Here is a 17,979-nt window from a genome sequence, read left to right as displayed (position 1 = left end):
CCGGCAACGGGGGGACGGCGGCTTTCCCGCGATGCTATCGGGTGCGAGCGGCAACTGGGCAAGCCAGCAGCCGAGTCGGACAGCTGAAAGGCTCCGGACGAGGTTGACCGGGTGTGATGTTCTTCGCCACCAGATCACCTTGAAAGGGACATTTCAGCCCTGAAATCGGTACTCCTCGAGTAGTCGGCGACCGATGATCATTTTCTGGATCTCGGCGGTACCTTCACCGATCAGCAGCATCGGGGCCTCGCGGTAGAGGCGCTCGATCTCGTACTCCTTGGAGAAGCCGTAGCCGCCGTGGATGCGGAAGGCGTCCTCGACGACTTCCTTGCAGTACTCGGAGGCGAGGTACTTCGCCATCCCTGCCTCCAGGTCGTTCCGCTCCCCGGAGTCCTTCTTGCGTGCCGCATTCACCATCATTGCATGCGCGGCTTCGACCTTCGTGGCCATTTCAGCCAGTTTGAACTGGATCGCCTGGTGCTGGGCGATCGGCTTTCCGAAGGTCTGACGCTGCTGGGCGTATGACACACCCAGTTCGAACGCACGTTGCGCGACGCCACAGCCACGCGCGGCGACATTGACCCGACCGACCTCGACGCCGTCCATCATTTGGTAAAAACCCCGGCCGGTGGTGCCGCCGAGTACGCGATTGGCCGGAATGCGCAGTCCGTCCATGATGAGCTCTGTCGTGTCGACGCCCTTGTAGCCCATCTTGTCGATCTTCCCCGGGATCGTGAGACCGGGCCGGACCTCTCCGAAGCCCGCCTCCTTCTCCACCAGGAACGTCGTCATCGACTTGTGCGGAGCCGTGCCCGCAGGGTGTCCTTCGTCACTCCTGCAGAGGACGGCGACCAGCGTGGACGTGCCGCCGTTCGTCAGCCACATCTTCTGCCCGTCGAGGACGTACTCGTCGCCGTCCTTGAGGCCCTTGGACGAGATCGCGGAGACGTCGGACCCCAGGGCCGGCTCCGACATCGAGAACGCGCCACGGACCTCGCCCAGCGCCATCCGCGGCAGGAACGTGTCTTTCTGCTCCTGCGTGCCGTGCTGCTTGAGCATGTACGCCACGATGAAGTGCGTGTTGATGATGCCGGACACGCTCATCCAGCCCCGGGCGATCTCCTCGACGCACAGCGCGTACGTGAGGAGCGACTCGCCCAGACCGCCGTACTCCTCCGGGATCATCAGCCCGAACAGGCCGAGTCCCTTGAGCCCTTCGACGATGTCCGTCGGATATTCGTCGCGGTGCTCCAGCTGGGTCGCGACGGGAATGATCTCCTTGTCGACGAAATCCCGGACCGTGGAGAGAATTTCCTGCTGGATATCCGTCAGGCCGGCGGTCTGCGCGAGTCGGCTCATGACTGCTTCTCCACGTTCTTGCTCGACGGCTGGATGGGCTCGGGGCGTCCGGGCTGCTCTCCGCCGCGCTCCTTGATGTACGTCTCGGTGGGGACCATCACCTTGCGACGGAACACGCAGACCAGCGTGCCGTCCTGCTTGTAGCCCTTTGTCTCCACGTAGACGATGCCGCGGTCGCTCCTGGACCTCGACGGCGTCTTGTCGAGCACGGTCGTCTCGCCGTAGATCGTGTCGCCGTGGAAAGTCGGCGCCACGTGCTTCAGGGATTCCACCTCCAGATTCGCGATCGCCTTTCCGGAGACGTCCGGCACCGACATGCCGAGCAGCAACGAGTAGATGTAGTTGCCTACGACGACGTTCTTTCCGAAATCCGTCGTCTTCTCGGCGTAGTTGCTGTCCATGTGCAGCGGGTGATGATTCATGGTCAGCAGGCAGAAGAGGTGGTCGTCGTATTCGGTGACCGTCTTTCCGGGCCAGTGCTTGTAGACGGCACCGACCTCGAACTCCTCGTATGTGCGTCCGAACTGCATGGTCAGGCCTCCGGCGCTTCGAACTTGGAGGTGCGCTGCATGCCGGCCGCGCGGCCCTTGCCCGCGATGACCAGGGCCATCTTGCGGCTGGCCTCGTCGATCATCTCGTCCCCGAGCATCGCCGAGCCCTTCCTGCCGCCTTCCTCCGAGGTGCACCAGTCGTACGCGTCGAGGATGAGCTCAGCGTGGTCGTAGTCCTCCTGTGAGGGGGAGAACACCTCGTTCGCGGCGTCGACCTGACCGGGGTGCAGCACCCACTTGCCGTCGAAGCCCAGCGCCGCGGCACGGCCCGCCACCTCGCGGTACGCGTCGACGTCGCGGATCTGGAGGAACGGGCCGTCGATGGCCTGGAGGTCGTGCGTGCGGGCCGCCATCAGGATGCGCATCAGGATGTAGTGATACGCGTCCGCCGGGTAGCCGGGCGGCTGCTGGCCGACGACCAGGGTCTTCATGTTGATCGAGGCCATGAAGTCGGCCGGGCCGAAGATCAGGGTCTCCAGCCGGGGCGAGGCGGCGGCGATGTCGTCGATGTTCACCAGGCCCTTGGCGTTCTCGATCTGCGCCTCGATGCCGATCCGGCCGGCCTCGAAGCCCATCGTCTTCTCGATCTGGGTCAGCAGCAGGTCCAGTGCGACGACCTGCTGGGCGTCCTGGACCTTCGGCAGCATGATGCAGTCGAGGTTCGGGCCCGCGCCCTCCACGACCGTGATGACGTCGCGGTACGTCCAGTGCGTCGTCCAGTCGTTCACCCGCACGACCCGGGTCTTGCCGGTCCAGTCGCCGTTGTTCAGGGCGTCGACGATGTGGTGCCGGGCGCCCTCCTTGGCGAGCGGCGCGCAGGCGTCCTCGAGGTCCAGGAACACCTGGTCGGCCGGCAGGCCCTGGGCCTTCTCCAGGAACCGCGGGTTCGAGCCGGGTACGGCGAGGCAGGAGCGGCGCGGACGCAGCCGGTTCACGGGCGTCGTGGGCGTGGTCATGCGGGGACCTCCAGTGGGTCGAGCTTGTTTGATTTCCGGATCTCGTCGACGATACGGCCGATGATCTCGGTGATGCCGAAGTCCTTCGGGGTGAAGACGGCGGCGACGCCTGCGGAGACGAGGGCCTGGGCGTCGGCCGGGGGAATGATGCCGCCGACGATCACGGGGATGTCCGGCGCACCGGCCTCTCGCAGCCGGTTCAGCACGTCCGGCACCAGCTCGGCGTGCGAGCCGGACAGGATGGAAAGACCGACGCAGTGCACGTCCTCGGCCAGCGCGGCGTCGGTGATCTGCTCGGGCGTCAGCCTGATGCCCTGGTAGACGACTTCGAAGCCGGCGTCCCGTGCGCGTACGGAGATCTGTTCCGCGCCGTTGGAGTGCCCGTCGAGGCCGGGCTTGCCGACCAGCAGGCGCAGCCGTCCGACGCCCAGGTCCCCGGCGGTGCGGGCCACCTTCTCGCGGACCACCGCCAGCGGGGTACCGGCCTCCGCGGTGACGGCCACCGGTGCGGACGAGACGCCCGTCGGTGCCCGGAACTCGCCGAACACGTCGCGCAGCGCCCAGGACCACTCACCGGTGGTGACGCCGGCCCGTGCGCACTCGACGGTCGCCGCCATCATGTTCGCGGTGCCCGCCGCGGCCTTCTTGAGGGCCGACAGCGCCTCCGTGGCCCGGGCCTCGTCGCGGTTGTCGCGCCACTCGTGCAGCGCGGCGACGACCCGGGCCTCGTTCTCGGGGTCCACCGTCATGATGGCCGTGTCCAGGTCGGCGGTCAGCGGGTTGGGCTCGGTCGTCTCGTGGATGTTGACGCCGACGACTTTCTCCTCGCCGCTCTCGATCCGGGCCCGCCGCGTGGCGTGTGAGGAGACGAGCTCCGACTTGAGATAGCCCGACTCCACGGCGGCCATCGCTCCGCCCATCTGCTGGATCCTGTCGAACTCCGCCAGCGACTCGGTGACCAGCTCGTCGACCTTGGCCTCGATGACGTGCGAACCGGCGAAGATGTCCTCGTACTCCAGCAGATCGCTCTCGTGCGCAAGCACCTGCTGGATGCGGAGCGACCACTGCTGGTCCCACGGACGCGGTAGCCCCAGTGCCTCGTTCCAGGCAGGCAGCTGTACGGCGCGGGCCCGGGCGTCCTTGGAGAGGGTGACGGCCAGCATCTCCAGCACGATGCGCTGGACGTTGTTCTCCGGCTGCGCCTCGGTCAGCCCCAGGGAGTTGACCTGCACGCCGTAGCGGAACCGGCGCTGCTTGGGGTCGGCGATGCCGTACCGCTCGCGCGTGATCCGGTCCCAGATGTGGCCGAATGTGCGCATCTTGCACATCTCCTCGATGAAGCGGACTCCCGCGTTCACGAAGAAGGAGATACGGGCGACGACATCGCCGAACCTCTCCACGGGCACCTGACCGGAGTCGCGCACCGCGTCGAGGACCGCGACGGCCGTCGACATGGCGTACGCGATCTCCTGGACCGGCGTGGCCCCGGCCTCCTGCAGGTGGTAGCTGCAGATGTTGATCGGGTTCCACTTCGGGATGCGGTTGACCGTGTACGTGATCATGTCGGTCGTCAGCCGCAGCGAAGGACCCGGCGGGAAGACGTGCGTCCCGCGCGACAGGTACTCCTTCACGATGTCGTTCTGCGTCGTGCCCTGCAGTTTGTCGGCATCGGCGCCCTGTTCCTCGGCGACGACCTGGTAGAGCGCCAGCAGCCACATCGCGGTGGCGTTGATCGTCATCGAGGTGTTCATCTGCTCCAGGGGGATGTCCCGGAACAGCCGCCGCATGTCACCGAGGTGCGAGACGGGGACCCCGACCCGGCCCACCTCGCCGCGGGCGAGGACGTGGTCGGGGTCGTAGCCGGTCTGCGTAGGCAGATCGAAGGCGACCGAGAGACCTGTCTGGCCCTTGGCGAGATTGCGCCGGTAGAGCTCGTTGGACATCTCCGCGGTCGAGTGACCGGCGTACGTCCGCATGAGCCACGGCCGGTCCTTCTGACGTTCGGTCATCGTCGGCCTCAGAGGTTGGGGCTGGATGGGATGGCCCGTTCCGCTGACGCGTCGCGGAACAGGTTGATGGCGTCGATGTGCTGCTCGCGCAGCTCCGTGTCGCGCACGCCCAGGCCCTCGCGGGGCGCCAGCGCGAGCACGCCGACCTTGCCCTGGTGGAGGTTGCGGTGCACGTCGTACGCGGCCTGGCCGGTGTCCTCCAGGGAGTAGACCTTGGAGAGCGTCGGATGGATCTTGCCCTTGGCCACCAGCCGGTTGGCCTCCCACGCCTCGCGGTAGTTGGCGAAGTGCGAGCCCACGATCCTCTTCAAGGACATCCACAGGTAGCGGTTGTCGTACTCGTGGTTGTAGCCCGAGGTAGAGGCGCAGGTGACGATGGTGCCGCCCTTGCGGGTGACGTACACACTCGCACCGAAGGTCTCGCGGCCCGGGTGCTCGAAGACGATGTCCACGTCCTCGCCGCCGGTCAGTTCACGGATGCGCTTGCCGAAGCGCTTCCACTCGCGCGGGTCCTGGTGGTGCTCGTCCTTCCAGAACCTGTAGTCCTCGGCGTTGCGGTCGATGATCGCGGTCGCGCCCATCTTCCGGCAGATCTCCGCCTTCTGGTCGCTGGAGACTACACAGATCGGGTTGGCGCCGCCGGCCAGCGCGAACTGTGTCGCGTAGGAGCCGAGTCCGCCGCTGGCGCCCCAGATCAGCACGTTGTCACCCTGCTTCATGCCCGCGCCGTTGCGTGAGACGAGCTGACGGTACGCGGTGGAGTTGACCAGGCCGGGAGCCGCGGCCTCCTCCCAGCTGAGGTGCTTAGGCTTCGGCATCAGCTGGTTGGACTTGACCAGTGCGATCTCCGCCAGGCCGCCGAAGTTGGTCTCGAAGCCCCAGATGCGCTGCTCCGGGTCGAGCATCGTGTCGTTGTGGCCGTCGGAGGACTCCAGCTCGACCGAGAGGCAGTGCGCGACGACCTCGTCACCGGGGGTCCAGGCGTTGACGCCGGGGCCGGTGCGCAGGACGACACCCGCCAGGTCGGAACCGATGACGTGGTAGGGCAGGTCGTGGCGTTTGGTGAGCTCGCTGAGCTTTCCGTAGCGCTCCAGGAAGCCGAAGGTCGACAGCGGCTCGAAGATGGAGGTCCAGACGGAGTTGTAGTTCACCGAGCTGGCCATAACGGCCACGAGCGCCTCGCCGGGTCCGAGTTCGGGCACGGGCACTTCGTCCAGGTGCAACGCCTTACGCGGGTCCTTGTCGCGGGTGGTGAGACCGGCGAACATCTCGGTCTCGTCCTTGTGCACGGTCACCGCGCGGTACGACTCGGGGATGGACAGGGCCACGAAGTCAGCGGTCGTGCTGTCCTGCGATTGGATCGCGTCCAGGATTTCCTTCACGGTGATGCCTCCGGCAGATCGGGTCTCCGGCGTCGAGGGAAACGCTCGGAGGACCCCTGGGGTCAGGGGGAGCGGTGCGGTGTGGAGGTGTGCCGTCGGTTCGGCGGTGGTGCTCTGTGCGTGCTCGGTGGAGCAGAAGGGTTTGCCTGTGACGCAGGCGTCCGGGCGCGCGGACACGTGGTCTGCGGGGACAGTCGGCGTACGAGAGATCTCTGCACGCCGGCCGCCCGGACACCCTCAACGTATGGCACTGCGTGACAGGTGACAAGGCACGCGGTGCCAACAATTTCTCTCAATTGTCATCCTGTAGGCGCGCATGAGCAACATCATGGGCGATATGTCGTGGTGCTCCTTTTTTTATCCATGTCGCGGCGCGGTGCGGTACACGTACGGCGTCGTCGTGCTCAGGGCGGTGAAGCCGAGCCGCCGCAGGATCGGGGCGGACTGATCTGTCGCGTCGACCTGGAGAAAGCGGTAGCCGAGCCCGGCGGCGAGGCGGGCCCGGCGGGCGATCAGGGCCCGGTGGATCCCCTTGCCCCGCCAGGGCGCCGAAGTCCCTCCTCCCCACAGCCCGGCGAAGCCGGTACCGGGATGCATCGCCGTCCACACGACGCCGTTCCAGTCGTCGGGGCCGCCGGTCTGCCGTACGACGTCACCGACCCGTTCGACTCTTGTGCCGGGGCCGTCCGGCCGGGCGTGTTCGCGCATCTCACGCTCGAAAAGGGCCAGCATCCCGTCGGGTTCCATGGGCGCATCAGAGCACGCCGCCTCCTGCCCGACCATCAGGCTTTCCCGGTCAGGTGCGTCAACCGGCGGCCGCGGGGCACATGGAAGTGATCTTGGTGAGGCCGCGACGGACAGGGGTGGGCAAGCGATGGGCACACGGATACGCAGAAGCGTCCGGAAGGGCCGCAGCACCGAATTCGACGTCCGGCGGACGGCGTTCGGCTTCCTGTTCCTCGCCCTCCTGGTCTGCGGTGCCGGACTGGCGGTGCGCACGGCGCTGGAGAGCGCCGAACGGCATCCGGTGGCCGCTGTGGCCACGGGCGTCGTCCTGGTGGCCGGGGTCGTGGCGCTCCTGCGCGTCCGTCGCAGCCGCAGGATGGCGGCCGGGGCGGCGGCGGCGGCCGTCGAGACCGCGTACGAGGTCGTGGACGCCGCCCTGGAGGATCCGGCCGTGGACGAGGCCGTCCCCGGCCACGAGCCGGTGCGGTCCGTCGACTACGCGGCCATGGACCCGTACGACTTCGAGGAGGCCGTGGCCGCTCTCTGCCGACGGGACGGCTGCCTGGACGTCGAAGTGGTCGGAGGCGCCGGCGACCTGGGCGCGGACGTGATCGCCGGCACGCCGGACGGCCGCCGTCTGGTCGTGCAGTGCAAGAGGTACACGAGCGACAACAAGGTCGGTTCGCAGGAGCTTCAGCGCTTCGGCGGCACCTGCTACGCGGTGCACGGGGCCGAGGTGGCCGTCGTCGTCACCACCGGAGACTTCACCGGACCGGCTCTCGAATACGCCGGACAGTGCGGCATCGTCTGTGTCGGTCTCGACGAGCTCACCGCGTGGAGCGAGGGCGCCGCGCGGCCGCCCTGGCACGAGGAAGCGGCTCTGCGGCCCGCAGAGGGCTGAAATCCTCGCGGGGGCCCGGTCAGTGCTCCTTCAGCGCCTGTTGAATCGTGCGCATGACCTCTTCGAGCGGTGCGTCGGTCCGTGCCACGGCGACCAGCACCTCGCCCTCCCTGGACACCGTCGCCGCAGGGGCCTTACCGGAATCGCCCCCCACGGTCCGCCCCGCTCCGATTCCCGTGCCGAAGGTCTCCCGTACGATCGCGAACGCGTGGTCGAGCTGCGACTCCACGTCGCCCTGGCCGTCCGCGCGGAGCCAGCGCCGCAGCACATGGTTGTGCGCGGTCACCACAGCGGACGCGGCGACCTCGGCGAGCAGCGGGTCGTCATTGCCCACATGGTGGTCACGCTCATCGAAATGGCCCAGCAGATAGCGCGTGAAGAGCCGCTCGTAGCGGGCCACCGAGGCGATCTCGGCCTCGCGGAGTGTGGGTACCTCGCGGGTCAGCTTGTACCGCGCCACGGAGACCGCAGGCTTCGCCGCGTACATCTTCATGACCTCCTTGATGCCGCGGCACACGGTGTCGAGCGGGTGCTCGTGCGCGGGGGCGGCGTGGAGTACGGCCTCGGCCCTGACGAGGGTGTCGTCGTGGTCCGGGAAGATGGCCTCCTCCTTGGAACGGAAGTGGCGGAAGAACGTGCGCCGGGCGACTCCGGCGGCCCCCGCGATCTCGTCGACCGTCGTCGCCTCGTACCCCTTCGTGGCGAAGAGCTCCATCGCCGCGGCTGCCAGTTCGCGGCGCATCTTGAGCCGTTGGGCGGCGGCCCGGGTGCCGGCGGCACTTTCCGGGGCGTCTGTCGCGGCGGAGGAACGAGGGGACCTGGCGGGTTGGGGCATGAGGTGAACGTAACCCATCGGTGCAGGGGAGTGTGCCTGTGGGGGCGGGTCGCCCGGGGGTCCCAGCAACCCGCCCCACCCGGCCCCGGGGTCAGTGGGCCCGTCGGGCATATTCGCGGAAGCCGCGCCCCGTCTTACGGCCCAGGCAGCCCGCGGCCACCAGATGCTCGAGCAGCGGTGCCGGGGCGAGACCCGGGTCGCGGAACTCGCCGTGGAGAACCTTCTCGATGGCGAGCGAGACGTCCAGGCCGACGACGTCCAGGAGCTCGAAGGGCCCCATGGGGTAGCCGCCGCCCAGCTTCATCGCGGCGTCGATGTCGTCGAGCGTCGCGTAGTGCTCCTCGACCATCTTGATCGCGTTGTTGAGGTAGGGGAACAGCAGCGCGTTCACGATGAAGCCGGCCCGGTCACCGCAGTCGACGGGGTGCTTTTGCACCTTCACGCAGACCTCGCGGACCGTGGCGTGGACGTCGTCGGCGGTCAGCACCGTGCGGACCACCTCGACGAGCTTCATCGCGGGCGCCGGGTTGAAGAAGTGCATCCCGATGACGTCCTCGGGGCGCGAGGTCACCCGGGCGACCGCCACGACCGGCAGCGACGAGGTGGTGGTCGCGAGCACCGCGCCCGGCTTGCAGACCTTGTCCAGGGTCTGGAAGAGCTGCCGCTTGATGTCCAGGTCCTCGGCGACTGCCTCGACCGCGAGATCGACGTGGGCGAAGGAGTCCGGTGAGTCCGCCGCCGTGATCCGGGCGAGCGCCTCGTCCCGCGCCTCCTCCGTCATCCGTCCCTTGGCGACGGAACGCCCCAGCGACTTGGCGATCCGCGCCTTGGCGGTGTCCGCCTTCTCCTGGCTGCGCGCGGCGAGGACCACGGCGTACCCGGCCTTCGCGAAGACCTCCGCGATGCCCGAGGCCATCGTCCCCGACCCGGCCACGCCAACCGAGGACACCTCGCGCCCGGTGACGGCGCCCGCGCTCTCCGCGGGCGTCAGCGCGTCCGGCACCACGGCCTGGCCGCCGGGGGCGTCGTACGTGTAGAAGCCACGGCCTGTCTTGCGGCCGGTCAGGCCGGCTTCGCTGAGCTGCCCGAGGACCGGGGCCGGGGCGTGCAGCCGGTCGTGGGACGCGGAGTACATGGCCTCCAGGACCGTGCGGGCCGTGTCGATGCCGATCAGGTCGAGCAGCGCCAAGGGGCCCATCGGCAGCCCGCAGCCCAGCCTCATGGCGGCGTCGATGTCCTCGCGGGAGGCGTAGTTCGACTCGTACATCGCCGCGGCCTGGTTGAGATAGCCGAACAGCAGACCGTCCGCGACGAAACCCGGCCGGTCGCCGAGGGCGACCGGCTCCTTGCCCAGCTCACGGGCGAGCCGGGTGACGCTCTCCACGGCGGGCGGGGCGGTCAGCACGGAGGACACCACCTCGACGAGCTTCATCGCGGGTGCGGGATTGAAGAAGTGCAGGCCGAGGACACGCTCGGGGTGCTGCGACTCGGCGGCGAGCCGGGTCACGGACAGGGCGTTCGTGCCGGTCGCGAGGATCGCGGTGGGGGAGACCGTCGCGTCGAGCTCCCGGAAGACCTGCTGCTTGATCTCGTACGTCTCCGGCACGACCTCGATGACCAGCTCCGCCTCCGCGGCGGCCTGCAGATCGGAGAACGTACGGAACCGGGCGAGGATGTCGCGCCGCTCCTGTTCCGTGATCCGATCACGGCGCACGGCACGTGCGGTGGAGGCCTCCAGGGAGGCGACGGCCTGCCGGGCGGCGGCTTCGCTGATGTCGATGCCGATGACCTCGCGGCCCGCACGGGCCAGGACCTCGGCGATGCCGGTGCCCATGGTGCCGAGGCCGACGACGGCAATGGTGGTGAGCGGGGTGTCCATCACGGGACTCCAGGGTGAGTGACGACTGAGAGAAGCACGGCGGAGCGCGGCGTCGGTATCAACCGGCGCCCGGTGTGCGCACATCGCGTGTCGTGGTGCACGGTCCCGGGTGCGTACGGCACCCGGGGAGGGGTGACGGGCTCTGTCCCGAGCCGCGTCTCTCGCATTGCCGAACCGACAAGCACTCCGGATGGCTGCGTCACCAGGCCACCGGAGCCGGCGGGTGTGTGTCCCGCTCACCTGAGCTTAACCGACGGGTAACGAGCGCGCCAGCCCCGGCCGTCTGTGCACCGGCACACATTTCGGCCACCGTGCGTGTGCGCCCGTAAACTCAGTGTCATGGATGAGGAGTTCCGCTCGCTGACGGACCGGATCGCAGACGAGGCCGGAAAGTCGGAGATCTTCCGCAGGCTGCTCGCCACGGAGGACGACGAAGAGCTGGCTGCGGCCCTCGTCGAACGCGAACGCCCTTTGTGGGCCCGCGAGATCGCGGCGTTCCGGCTCGGCTGCCGAGGTGACCGCCGGGCCTTCGAGACGCTGGTCCTCCTCCTCAACCACCGCGATCCCGAGCGCTGCGTATCGGCTGCGTACGCCCTCGAGCTCCTCGGTGACCCCCGGACACCCGGGGCAGCGGCCGCGCTCGCCACCAACAGCCTGCGGACGGCTTACGCCCTGCACCCGGTGCGGCTGCTGACCGCACTGCGGGCCCCCGAGTCGGTGTCCGTCCTGATCGGCACCCTGCAGCGGCTGCTCACTCCCGAGGAGCCGCACTGGCGGGTCGCGCTCGCCTGCGTCGAGGGTCTGGGAAGCCTGGGGGACGGCAGGGCCCGCCCGGTCCTGGAGGCCGCTCTGCCGCACCCACGCCTCGGCGTGGCGGCGGCGGAGGCGCTCAGCCGGCTCCCGGCGGGCTGAGCGTCATGTCGCGTATGTGTCCGACGCCCCCGACGCGGGCCAATCCTGGCGTAGGTCCCCGGCGCGAGAATTCCGTCGGCCGGACTACGGGAAGGCGATGCGATGCGGACCGGCACGGCAAGGACGCCTCGGCCTCCGCGGCAAGTGCCGCCGCCTCCGCGAAGACCGCACGCGACGCGGCCAGCAGCGCAAACATCGCAGCGACCGATGCCGCCGGCTCCGCAGCCAATGCCACCCTCTCCTCGGAACTGGCACAGGTCCACGCCTCCAACGCCTGGTACTTCGCTGACCAGGCACGCCAGTCGGCGACCGCCGCCGGAAAGGACGCGGCAGCCGCAATCAAGGCAGCGACCGAAGCGTTCTCCATCGCGGTCACCAAGCAGCGGCAGGAAGAAGAAGCCCGGCGCAAGGCCGCAGTCGCGGAAAAGGAGAAGAGCGAAGCCGGCCAACGCGCCACGGCGCGGTATCGCTGCGGACAGGGCGTCCTCACAGGTGACGTGCACGGAATCAGCCGTGGAAGCCGAGCAGGCCGTGCAGCGTCTTACCCATCGTGTTCGCGCCCGCCTTCGTGGCCGGGGCGGGCTTCGGCTCCGGCTGGGCGTCGCAGACCGCGTCCGGGCCGCTGCCGCCGCCGGTCGGGAGGGTGCCGTCGGTGAGGTAGTCCACCAGATGGGCGTCGAGGCAGTCGTTGCCGCTCAGTGTGATGCCGTGGTTGCCACCGCCCTGCTCGACGACGAGCCCGGAGCCCTTCAGCCTGAGGCTCATGGAGACGCCGCCCTCGTAGGGCGTGGCCGCGTCGTCGGTGGCCTGGAAGAGCAGAGCGGGCGGGATCCTGTCGTTCATGACCCGCACGGGCTCCAGCGGTTCCACCGGCCAGGTGGCGCACGGGGCGTTGTACCAGGTGTTGTTCCACGCCATGAAGGGCGCCTTGCGGTGCGTCTGCCAGGTGTCGTTGCGCCAGGTGTTCCAGTTCCGGGGCCAGCCGGCATCGCGGCACTGCACCGCCGTGTAGACGGAGTACCCGTTGTCGCCGCTCCTGTCCACGGCGGCGAAGTTCTCGTACGCGGCGGCGAGGGCCTCCTGGTCCTTGTCGTTCACGTACGCGGCGAACGCCTCGGCGAGGCGCGGCCAGTAGCCGTTGTAGTAGCCGCCGGGCATGAAGGTGTCCTCGAGCTCGCCCGGCCCGACCTTGCCGGCCGCGGGGTGCTTCTTCACCGCGTCCCGCATCCGATACCACGCCGCCTCGACCACAGCTGGGTCGCCGCCGAGTTCGTACGTGGCGTCGTTCTTCGCGACCCATGCGGCGAACGCCTTGTGGCGGGCGTCGAACGCGTGGTCCTGGCCGAGGTTGTTCTCGTACCAGACGCCGTCCGGGTCGACGACGGAGTCCAGTACCAGGCGGCGTACGCGCTCGGGGAACAGCTTGGCGTAGACCGCGCCCAGGTAGGTGCCGTAGGAGTATCCGAAGTAGTTGATCCGAGGAGCCGAGAGGGCCCTGCGGATGACGTCAAGGTCCTTCGCGGCACTGACGGTGTCCATGTACGGCAGCAGGTCGCCATGCTTCTCGCCGCACGCGGCGGCGAAGGCCGCCGCCCGGTTGCGCCCGGTTCTCTCCGCCTCGTAGGAGTCCGGCACGCTGTCGGGGCGTACGGGCTCGAAGTGCTTAGGTACGCAGTCCAGGGCAGGGGTGCTCCTGCCGACCCCGCGCGGGTCGAACCCGATCACGTCGTACTGCGCGGCGAGCTCGGCGGGCAGCGAGGACGCCACGAAGCCGGCCATGGACAGCCCGCTGCCACCGGGGCCGCCGGGGTTGACCAGCAGCGGCCCCTGCGAAGTCTTCGCCGTGTGCGGGATCCGGGAGAGGGCGAGGGTGATCTGTCTGCCCGACGGGTTGTCATGGGCGAGCGGGGAGCGGACGGTAGAGCACTGCAGAGCCGGATACGACTTCGTCCCGCAGCCGGTCCACTTGAGCGGCGCGGCGGCCGGCCCCGTTCCGGCGGACGTGGTGGACGGCGTGGACGCGGTGGACGGTGCGGCGGTCACCAGACCCGCGACCGTGGCGCCGACGGCGACGAGGATTCCTGCACGCTTCGTCATATGGCCTCCCGTGGTCGGGCGATGCGGCTGTGGGTGGCACAGCCCCCGCCGCATGCTTCCCGGATCCGGGCGCGGAAGGACACATGGCGTCGAGAGTTGACCCGTACGGGCCGGGAGACCGGTGCGGTCAGAGCAGGGTCAGCTGGGTGGGGCCGGGTGCGTGATCTTCCGCCAGGTCCGCCGGGGCCTCGTGGCCGATGCGGCGGGAGCCGCCCCGGTCGGCCGGGCCGATGCCGAACTCGGCCGCCAGTTCGTGCACGCGGCGGGTGATGCCCCGCTGGTACCAGGTGGGCGCGTACGCCCCGTCCGCGTACATCTGTTCGTAGCGTCGCACCAGGTGCGGATGGTGGTGTGCGAGCCACTGCATGAACCACTCACGGGCGCCGGGCCGCAGGTGCAGCACGAGCGGCGTGACCGAGGTCGCTCCGGCGGCGGCGACGGCGCGAACCGTGGCGCGCAGCTGGTCGGGATGGTCGCCGAGAAACGGGATGACCGGAGCCATCAGGACTCCGCAGGCGATCCCGTTGTCCGCCATGGTGCGGACGACGTCGAGGCGGCGCTCGGGGGAGGGGGTGCCCGGCTCGACCGTGCGCCACAGCTCGGGGTCGGTGAATCCGACGGAGACGGAGACGCCGACCTCGGTGACCGCGGCGGCCTGCCGCAGCAGGTCGAGGTCGCGCAGGATCAGCGTGCCCTTGGTGAGGATGGAGAAGGGGTTCGCGTGATCGCGCAGGGCCGCGATGATGCCGGGCATCAGCCGGTAGCGGCCTTCGGCCCGTTGGTAGCAGTCGACGTTCGTGCCCATCGCGATGTGCTGGCCGTGCCACCGGCGGGAGGCCAGGTGACGGCTCAGCAGTTCGGCGGCGTTGACCTTGACGACGATCTGGGAGTCGAAACCGAGACCGGTGTCCAGGTCCAGATAGCTGTGGGTCTTGCGGGCGAAGCAGTACACGCAGGCATGCGTGCAGCCCCGATACGGGTTCACCGTCCATTCGAACGGCATGCGGGAGGCCCCGGGCACCCGGTTCACGATCGAGCGGGCCCGGATCTCATGGAAAGTGATTCCCCTGAATTCCGGGCTGTCGAAGGTGCGGGTCGTCACCGCGTCCGCGGAGAAGAGCGCGCCGCGCTCGCGTTCCGCGCTCTGTGCGGTGTTTTCGGCCAGATTGTCCCAGCGCATGTGCGCCTCCTTGGTAGCACTCCGCAGAGAATAGAACATGTGTTCCCTTGATCGTGCGCGGTGTGGCGCCGGGGGCGATTTTGAGGGGCCGCACCCGAGGTGGTTGGCTCAGCACGACCCCGAACAACCGAGTGCTGGAGGAGCAGGCATGGCGCAGGTCGAGGCCACGACAGAGCGGATCATCGCGGCGGACGCAGAGACGGTGTTCGATGCGCTGGCCGACTACAAGGAGGTCCGGGGCAAGGTGATGACCGGGCACTTCAGTGAGTACGAGGTGCGCGAGGGCGGCGACGGCGAAGGCACGCTCGTCCACTGGAAGCTCCAGGCCACGAGCAAGCGGGTCCGCGACTGCCTGCTCGAGGTCACCGAACCCACCGACGGGCAGCTGATCGAGAAGGACCGCAACTCCACGATGGTCACCACCTGGACCGTCACCCCGGCCGGTGAGGGGAAGTCCAAGGCCGTCGTCACGACCGTGTGGGACGGTGCCGGCGGCATCGGCGGATTCTTCGAGAGGACCTTCGCACCCAAGGGGCTCGGTCGCATCTACGACGAGCTGCTGCAGAATCTCGCCACCGAGGTCGAGAAGTAACCCTGCTCCCCTGTTGTCGACGTCGCGGCCGGTCCCACCGGAACGAGAGGTGTTCCGGGTGGCCGGGCGTGCGTCGTCGCGCCTCCCGTCGGCGCATGAGCCCCTGTGTGCGCCGTGCGCGCGTCTGTGCGCGTGTGCCTCGTCTTGCTGCCTGATGCCGGGAAACGGGCGCAGCTGCCATGATCATGACAGCTTCTCGCACGCCCTCCGCGCTCTCACGGCAGCAGGCGGGATGTCCGTCTCGCCGCGACGTCCTCGACCCAGCCGAAGCACACCACCGCGGCCGCGACCAACACCCACGCGATGCCGGACCGCGCCCACAGGCTCTCCAGCGGGAGGTGCTGTTCCAGGGCAGCCACTACCCACATCAGATCGATCAGCGGCACCGCGGCCATCAGTGCCACCTCGTGCCAGAGACTGACCGTCAGAGCGCGGGCGTTGAACACCGTGACGATCCGGTCGGCCACCGGACGACGTGCGAGGCCGTCGAAGCGGGGCCGGAAGCGCAGCAGAAGCAAGTCGGCGGGGAGGCTGCCCGCAGCCTGCCCGGTTCAGCGCAGCGGAGCCTCCCGGACCAGCGTCATCAGCGCCCGCGCCCCCGGGCTCATGGCCCGGGCCGACGGGAGCACCACGACACTCTCGTAGGCCGGCCGGTGCGATCCGTCGAGCTCCACCGCGACCAGGCCCTGTGCCTCCGGCTTACGGGAGAAGTGGTGCGGGACCACCGCGATCCCGAGGCCCTCGTGCACCAGCTCCAGCAGACTGTGCACGTCGTTGACCTCCAGCGCCACCGTGCGCCGGACCCCCGCCGTGCCGAACGCCTCGTCCGCGGCGCGCCGGGGCCCCCAGTCCGGGTGGAAGTCGATGAACGACTCGCCGCGCAGCTCGTCCCACGCCACCCGCAAGCCCTTCTCGGCGAGCCGGTGGCCGGGGGCGCACAGGACGACCATGGGCTCCCGCGCCAGCGGCACGAGCTCGCCCCGCCACTCCCGCGGGCTGACGGTCGCGGCGAAGGCGAGGTCCAGCCGGCCGCCGGCCACCCCTTCGAGCAGGCTCGACGTGCCCTCCTGCCGGAGCCTGATCTCCATGTGCGGATGCTCCCGGTGGAAGGCGGCGAGCAGCCGCGCCGTGCGGACCCCGGCCACGCACTGCTCCACCCCCAGCGTCAGCGTGCCGCGCAGCAGCCCCCTCACGGCGTCGACGGCGTCCCGCGCCGCCCTGGCACCCGCCAGCGTGCGCTCCGCCTCCACCAGCAGGGCAGCCCCCGCCTCGGTGAGCCGGACCGTTCGTGTCGTACGGCTGAACAGCGGCGTCTTCAGCTCGTGTTCCAGCGCCCGGACGGACGCGGACAGCCCGGACTGGGACACGGCCAGACGTTCGGCCGCGCGGGTGAAGTGCCGCTCCTCGGCGACCGCGATGAAGTGCTCCAGCTGACGCAGTTCCATGATTGAGCAATCTAGGCGATGAATCCCAGCGGAATCTCCTGTTGGACCGCTGGATCTTTCTCCGCCAGTCTTGAGGACGCGCACCAGATCTGGCGCGCTACGCCGTGTCCTGTGGAGTGCTCGCATGTACCTTCCGTCCGCCGACCGCTACTCCGCCATGCCCTACCGGCGCACCGGCAGCAGCGGCCTGCTGCTCCCCGCGCTGTCGCTCGGGCTCTGGCACAACTTCGGAGGCGACCGGACCCCCGAGAGTCAGGGCGAGATCCTGCGCCGGGCCTTCGACCTCGGCATCACCCACTTCGACCTCGCCAACAACTACGGCCCGCCCCCCGGCTCCGCCGAGGTCGCCATGGGCCGTGCCCTGAAGACGGACTTCGCCGGGCTGCGGGACGAGATCGTCATCTCCACCAAGGCCGGCTACCACATGTGGGAGGGACCGTACGGGGAGTGGGGGTCCCGCAAGAGCCTGCGCTCGTCGCTGGACCAGAGCCTGACCCGGCTCGGCCTCGATTACGTCGACATCTTCTACTCGCACCGCTTCGACCCCGACACCCCGCTCGAGGAGACGATGGGCGCGCTCGACACGGCGGTGCGCCAGGGCAAGGCGCTCTACGCCGGCGTCTCCAACTACTCCGCCGAGCAGACCCGCGAGGCCGCCCGCATTCTGAACGAGCTGGGCACCCCCCTGCTCATCCACCAGCCCCGCTACTCCATGCTGGACCGCTGGGTCGAAGACGGACTGCTGGACGTCCTGGATGAGCTCGGCACCGGCTCCGTCGCTTACTCCCCGCTGGAGCAGGGCATCCTCTCCGACCGCTATCTGCACGGCATCCCGGAGGGGTCGCGCGCGGCGGGGACCAGCCCGTTCCTGTCGGCCGAGGCCGTCACCCCGGACCTGGTGAGCCGGCTGGGCGCGCTGAACGAACTGGCCCGGGAGCGCGGACAGTCCCTCGCCCAGATGGCGCTCGCCTGGGTGCTGCGCGGCGGCCGGGTCACCTCCGCCGTCGTCGGCGCGAGCAGTGTCGCCCAGCTGGAGAACAGCGTCGAGGCCGTCCGCGGCCTGGAGTTCGGCGAGGACGAACTCGCCCGGATCGCGGAGTTCGTCAAGGGCACCGCCCGCGCATGATCCCTGAAGCCGTCCGCCGCCCCGCGGCG

The 17,979-nt window shown here is 69.2% G+C and carries 15 protein-coding genes and 1 pseudogene; 4 read left to right on the top strand and 12 right to left on the bottom strand.

Features of this window, described 5'->3' with window-relative positions; genetic code table 11:
* Positions 1-153: 153 nt before the first annotated feature.
* From ACWD04_RS10765 to ACWD04_RS10740, 6 genes are all read right to left on the bottom strand, one after another.
* A complete protein-coding gene (locus ACWD04_RS10765) occupies positions 154-1,359 on the bottom strand; it encodes an acyl-CoA dehydrogenase family protein (RefSeq protein ID WP_451130298.1) in 1,206 nt (401 codons plus the stop codon).
* The gene (locus ACWD04_RS10760; RefSeq protein ID WP_451130296.1) at positions 1,356-1,889 is read right to left on the bottom strand and encodes a MaoC family dehydratase; all 534 of its coding nucleotides are present in this window, start codon (positions 1,887-1,889) and stop codon (positions 1,356-1,358) included. The genes ACWD04_RS10765 and ACWD04_RS10760 overlap by 4 nt, the downstream gene beginning before the upstream one ends.
* 2 nt (positions 1,890-1,891) lie before the next feature.
* Positions 1,892-2,866, bottom strand: coding sequence for an HpcH/HpaI aldolase/citrate lyase family protein (locus tag ACWD04_RS10755; protein WP_451130294.1), 975 nt, complete (start codon positions 2,864-2,866; stop codon positions 1,892-1,894).
* Positions 2,863-4,875: a protein meaA gene (locus ACWD04_RS10750; RefSeq protein ID WP_451130292.1), complete on the bottom strand. Its 2,013-nt coding sequence runs from the start codon at positions 4,873-4,875 to the stop codon at positions 2,863-2,865. The genes ACWD04_RS10755 and ACWD04_RS10750 overlap by 4 nt, the downstream gene beginning before the upstream one ends.
* A gap of 8 nt (positions 4,876-4,883) precedes the next feature.
* Entirely contained in the window at positions 4,884-6,257 is a 1,374-nt protein-coding gene (ccrA, locus tag ACWD04_RS10745) for a crotonyl-CoA carboxylase/reductase (protein WP_451130290.1), read from the bottom strand.
* A 357-nt stretch (positions 6,258-6,614) separates the two neighbouring features.
* Positions 6,615-7,004, bottom strand: coding sequence for a hypothetical protein (locus ACWD04_RS10740; protein WP_451130288.1), 390 nt, complete (start codon positions 7,002-7,004; stop codon positions 6,615-6,617).
* A 127-nt stretch (positions 7,005-7,131) separates the two neighbouring features.
* Between ACWD04_RS10740 and ACWD04_RS10735 the strand changes: the two genes are divergently transcribed.
* Positions 7,132-7,884: a restriction endonuclease gene (locus ACWD04_RS10735; RefSeq protein ID WP_451130286.1), complete on the top strand. Its 753-nt coding sequence runs from the start codon at positions 7,132-7,134 to the stop codon at positions 7,882-7,884.
* Positions 7,885-7,903: 19 nt separating this feature from the next.
* On the opposite strand, the gene ACWD04_RS10730 is transcribed toward ACWD04_RS10735, so the two are convergent.
* Both ACWD04_RS10730 and ACWD04_RS10725 read right to left on the bottom strand, forming a co-directional pair.
* Positions 7,904-8,719, bottom strand: coding sequence for a TetR family transcriptional regulator (locus ACWD04_RS10730; RefSeq protein WP_451130284.1), 816 nt, complete (start codon positions 8,717-8,719; stop codon positions 7,904-7,906).
* Between the two features lie 91 nt (positions 8,720-8,810).
* A complete protein-coding gene (locus ACWD04_RS10725) occupies positions 8,811-10,598 on the bottom strand; it encodes a 3-hydroxyacyl-CoA dehydrogenase family protein (RefSeq protein WP_451130282.1) in 1,788 nt (595 codons plus the stop codon).
* 339 nt (positions 10,599-10,937) lie between these two features.
* On the opposite strand from ACWD04_RS10725, the gene ACWD04_RS10720 reads away from it, so the two are divergent.
* A complete protein-coding gene (locus ACWD04_RS10720; protein WP_451130280.1) occupies positions 10,938-11,510 on the top strand; it encodes an adenylosuccinate lyase in 573 nt (190 codons plus the stop codon).
* Between the two features lie 507 nt (positions 11,511-12,017).
* On the opposite strand, the gene ACWD04_RS10715 is transcribed toward ACWD04_RS10720, so the two are convergent.
* Both ACWD04_RS10715 and ACWD04_RS10710 read right to left on the bottom strand, forming a co-directional pair.
* Positions 12,018-13,607, bottom strand: a complete 1,590-nt coding sequence (locus ACWD04_RS10715) for an alpha/beta hydrolase (RefSeq protein ID WP_451130278.1) — start codon at positions 13,605-13,607, stop codon at positions 12,018-12,020.
* 127 nt (positions 13,608-13,734) lie between these two features.
* Positions 13,735-14,787 (bottom strand): Rv2578c family radical SAM protein, encoded by a 1,053-nt coding sequence (locus ACWD04_RS10710; protein ID WP_451130276.1) that lies wholly within the window; start codon positions 14,785-14,787, stop codon positions 13,735-13,737.
* Positions 14,788-14,935: 148 nt separating this feature from the next.
* On the opposite strand from ACWD04_RS10710, the gene ACWD04_RS10705 reads away from it, so the two are divergent.
* Positions 14,936-15,379, top strand: a complete 444-nt coding sequence (locus ACWD04_RS10705; RefSeq protein WP_451130274.1) for an SRPBCC family protein — start codon at positions 14,936-14,938, stop codon at positions 15,377-15,379.
* A gap of 215 nt (positions 15,380-15,594) precedes the next feature.
* Here ACWD04_RS10705 and ACWD04_RS10700 read toward each other — a convergent pair.
* Positions 15,595-15,903: pseudogene (locus tag ACWD04_RS10700) on the bottom strand (acyltransferase family protein); the annotation flags it as partial.
* A 27-nt stretch (positions 15,904-15,930) separates the two neighbouring features.
* Entirely contained in the window at positions 15,931-16,824 is an 894-nt protein-coding gene (locus ACWD04_RS10695) for a LysR family transcriptional regulator (protein WP_451130272.1), read from the bottom strand.
* Between the two features lie 124 nt (positions 16,825-16,948).
* Here ACWD04_RS10695 and ACWD04_RS10690 point away from each other — a divergent pair, with 124 nt between their 5' ends.
* Positions 16,949-17,950, top strand: a complete 1,002-nt coding sequence (locus ACWD04_RS10690; RefSeq protein WP_451130270.1) for an aldo/keto reductase — start codon at positions 16,949-16,951, stop codon at positions 17,948-17,950.
* The last annotated feature ends 29 nt before the right edge of the window (positions 17,951-17,979 follow it).

Source organism: Streptomyces sp. NPDC002911 (genome assembly GCF_053591835.1).
Note: the sequence above shows the minus strand (reverse complement) of the source record. Positions and strands in the feature narration are given on the sequence as shown.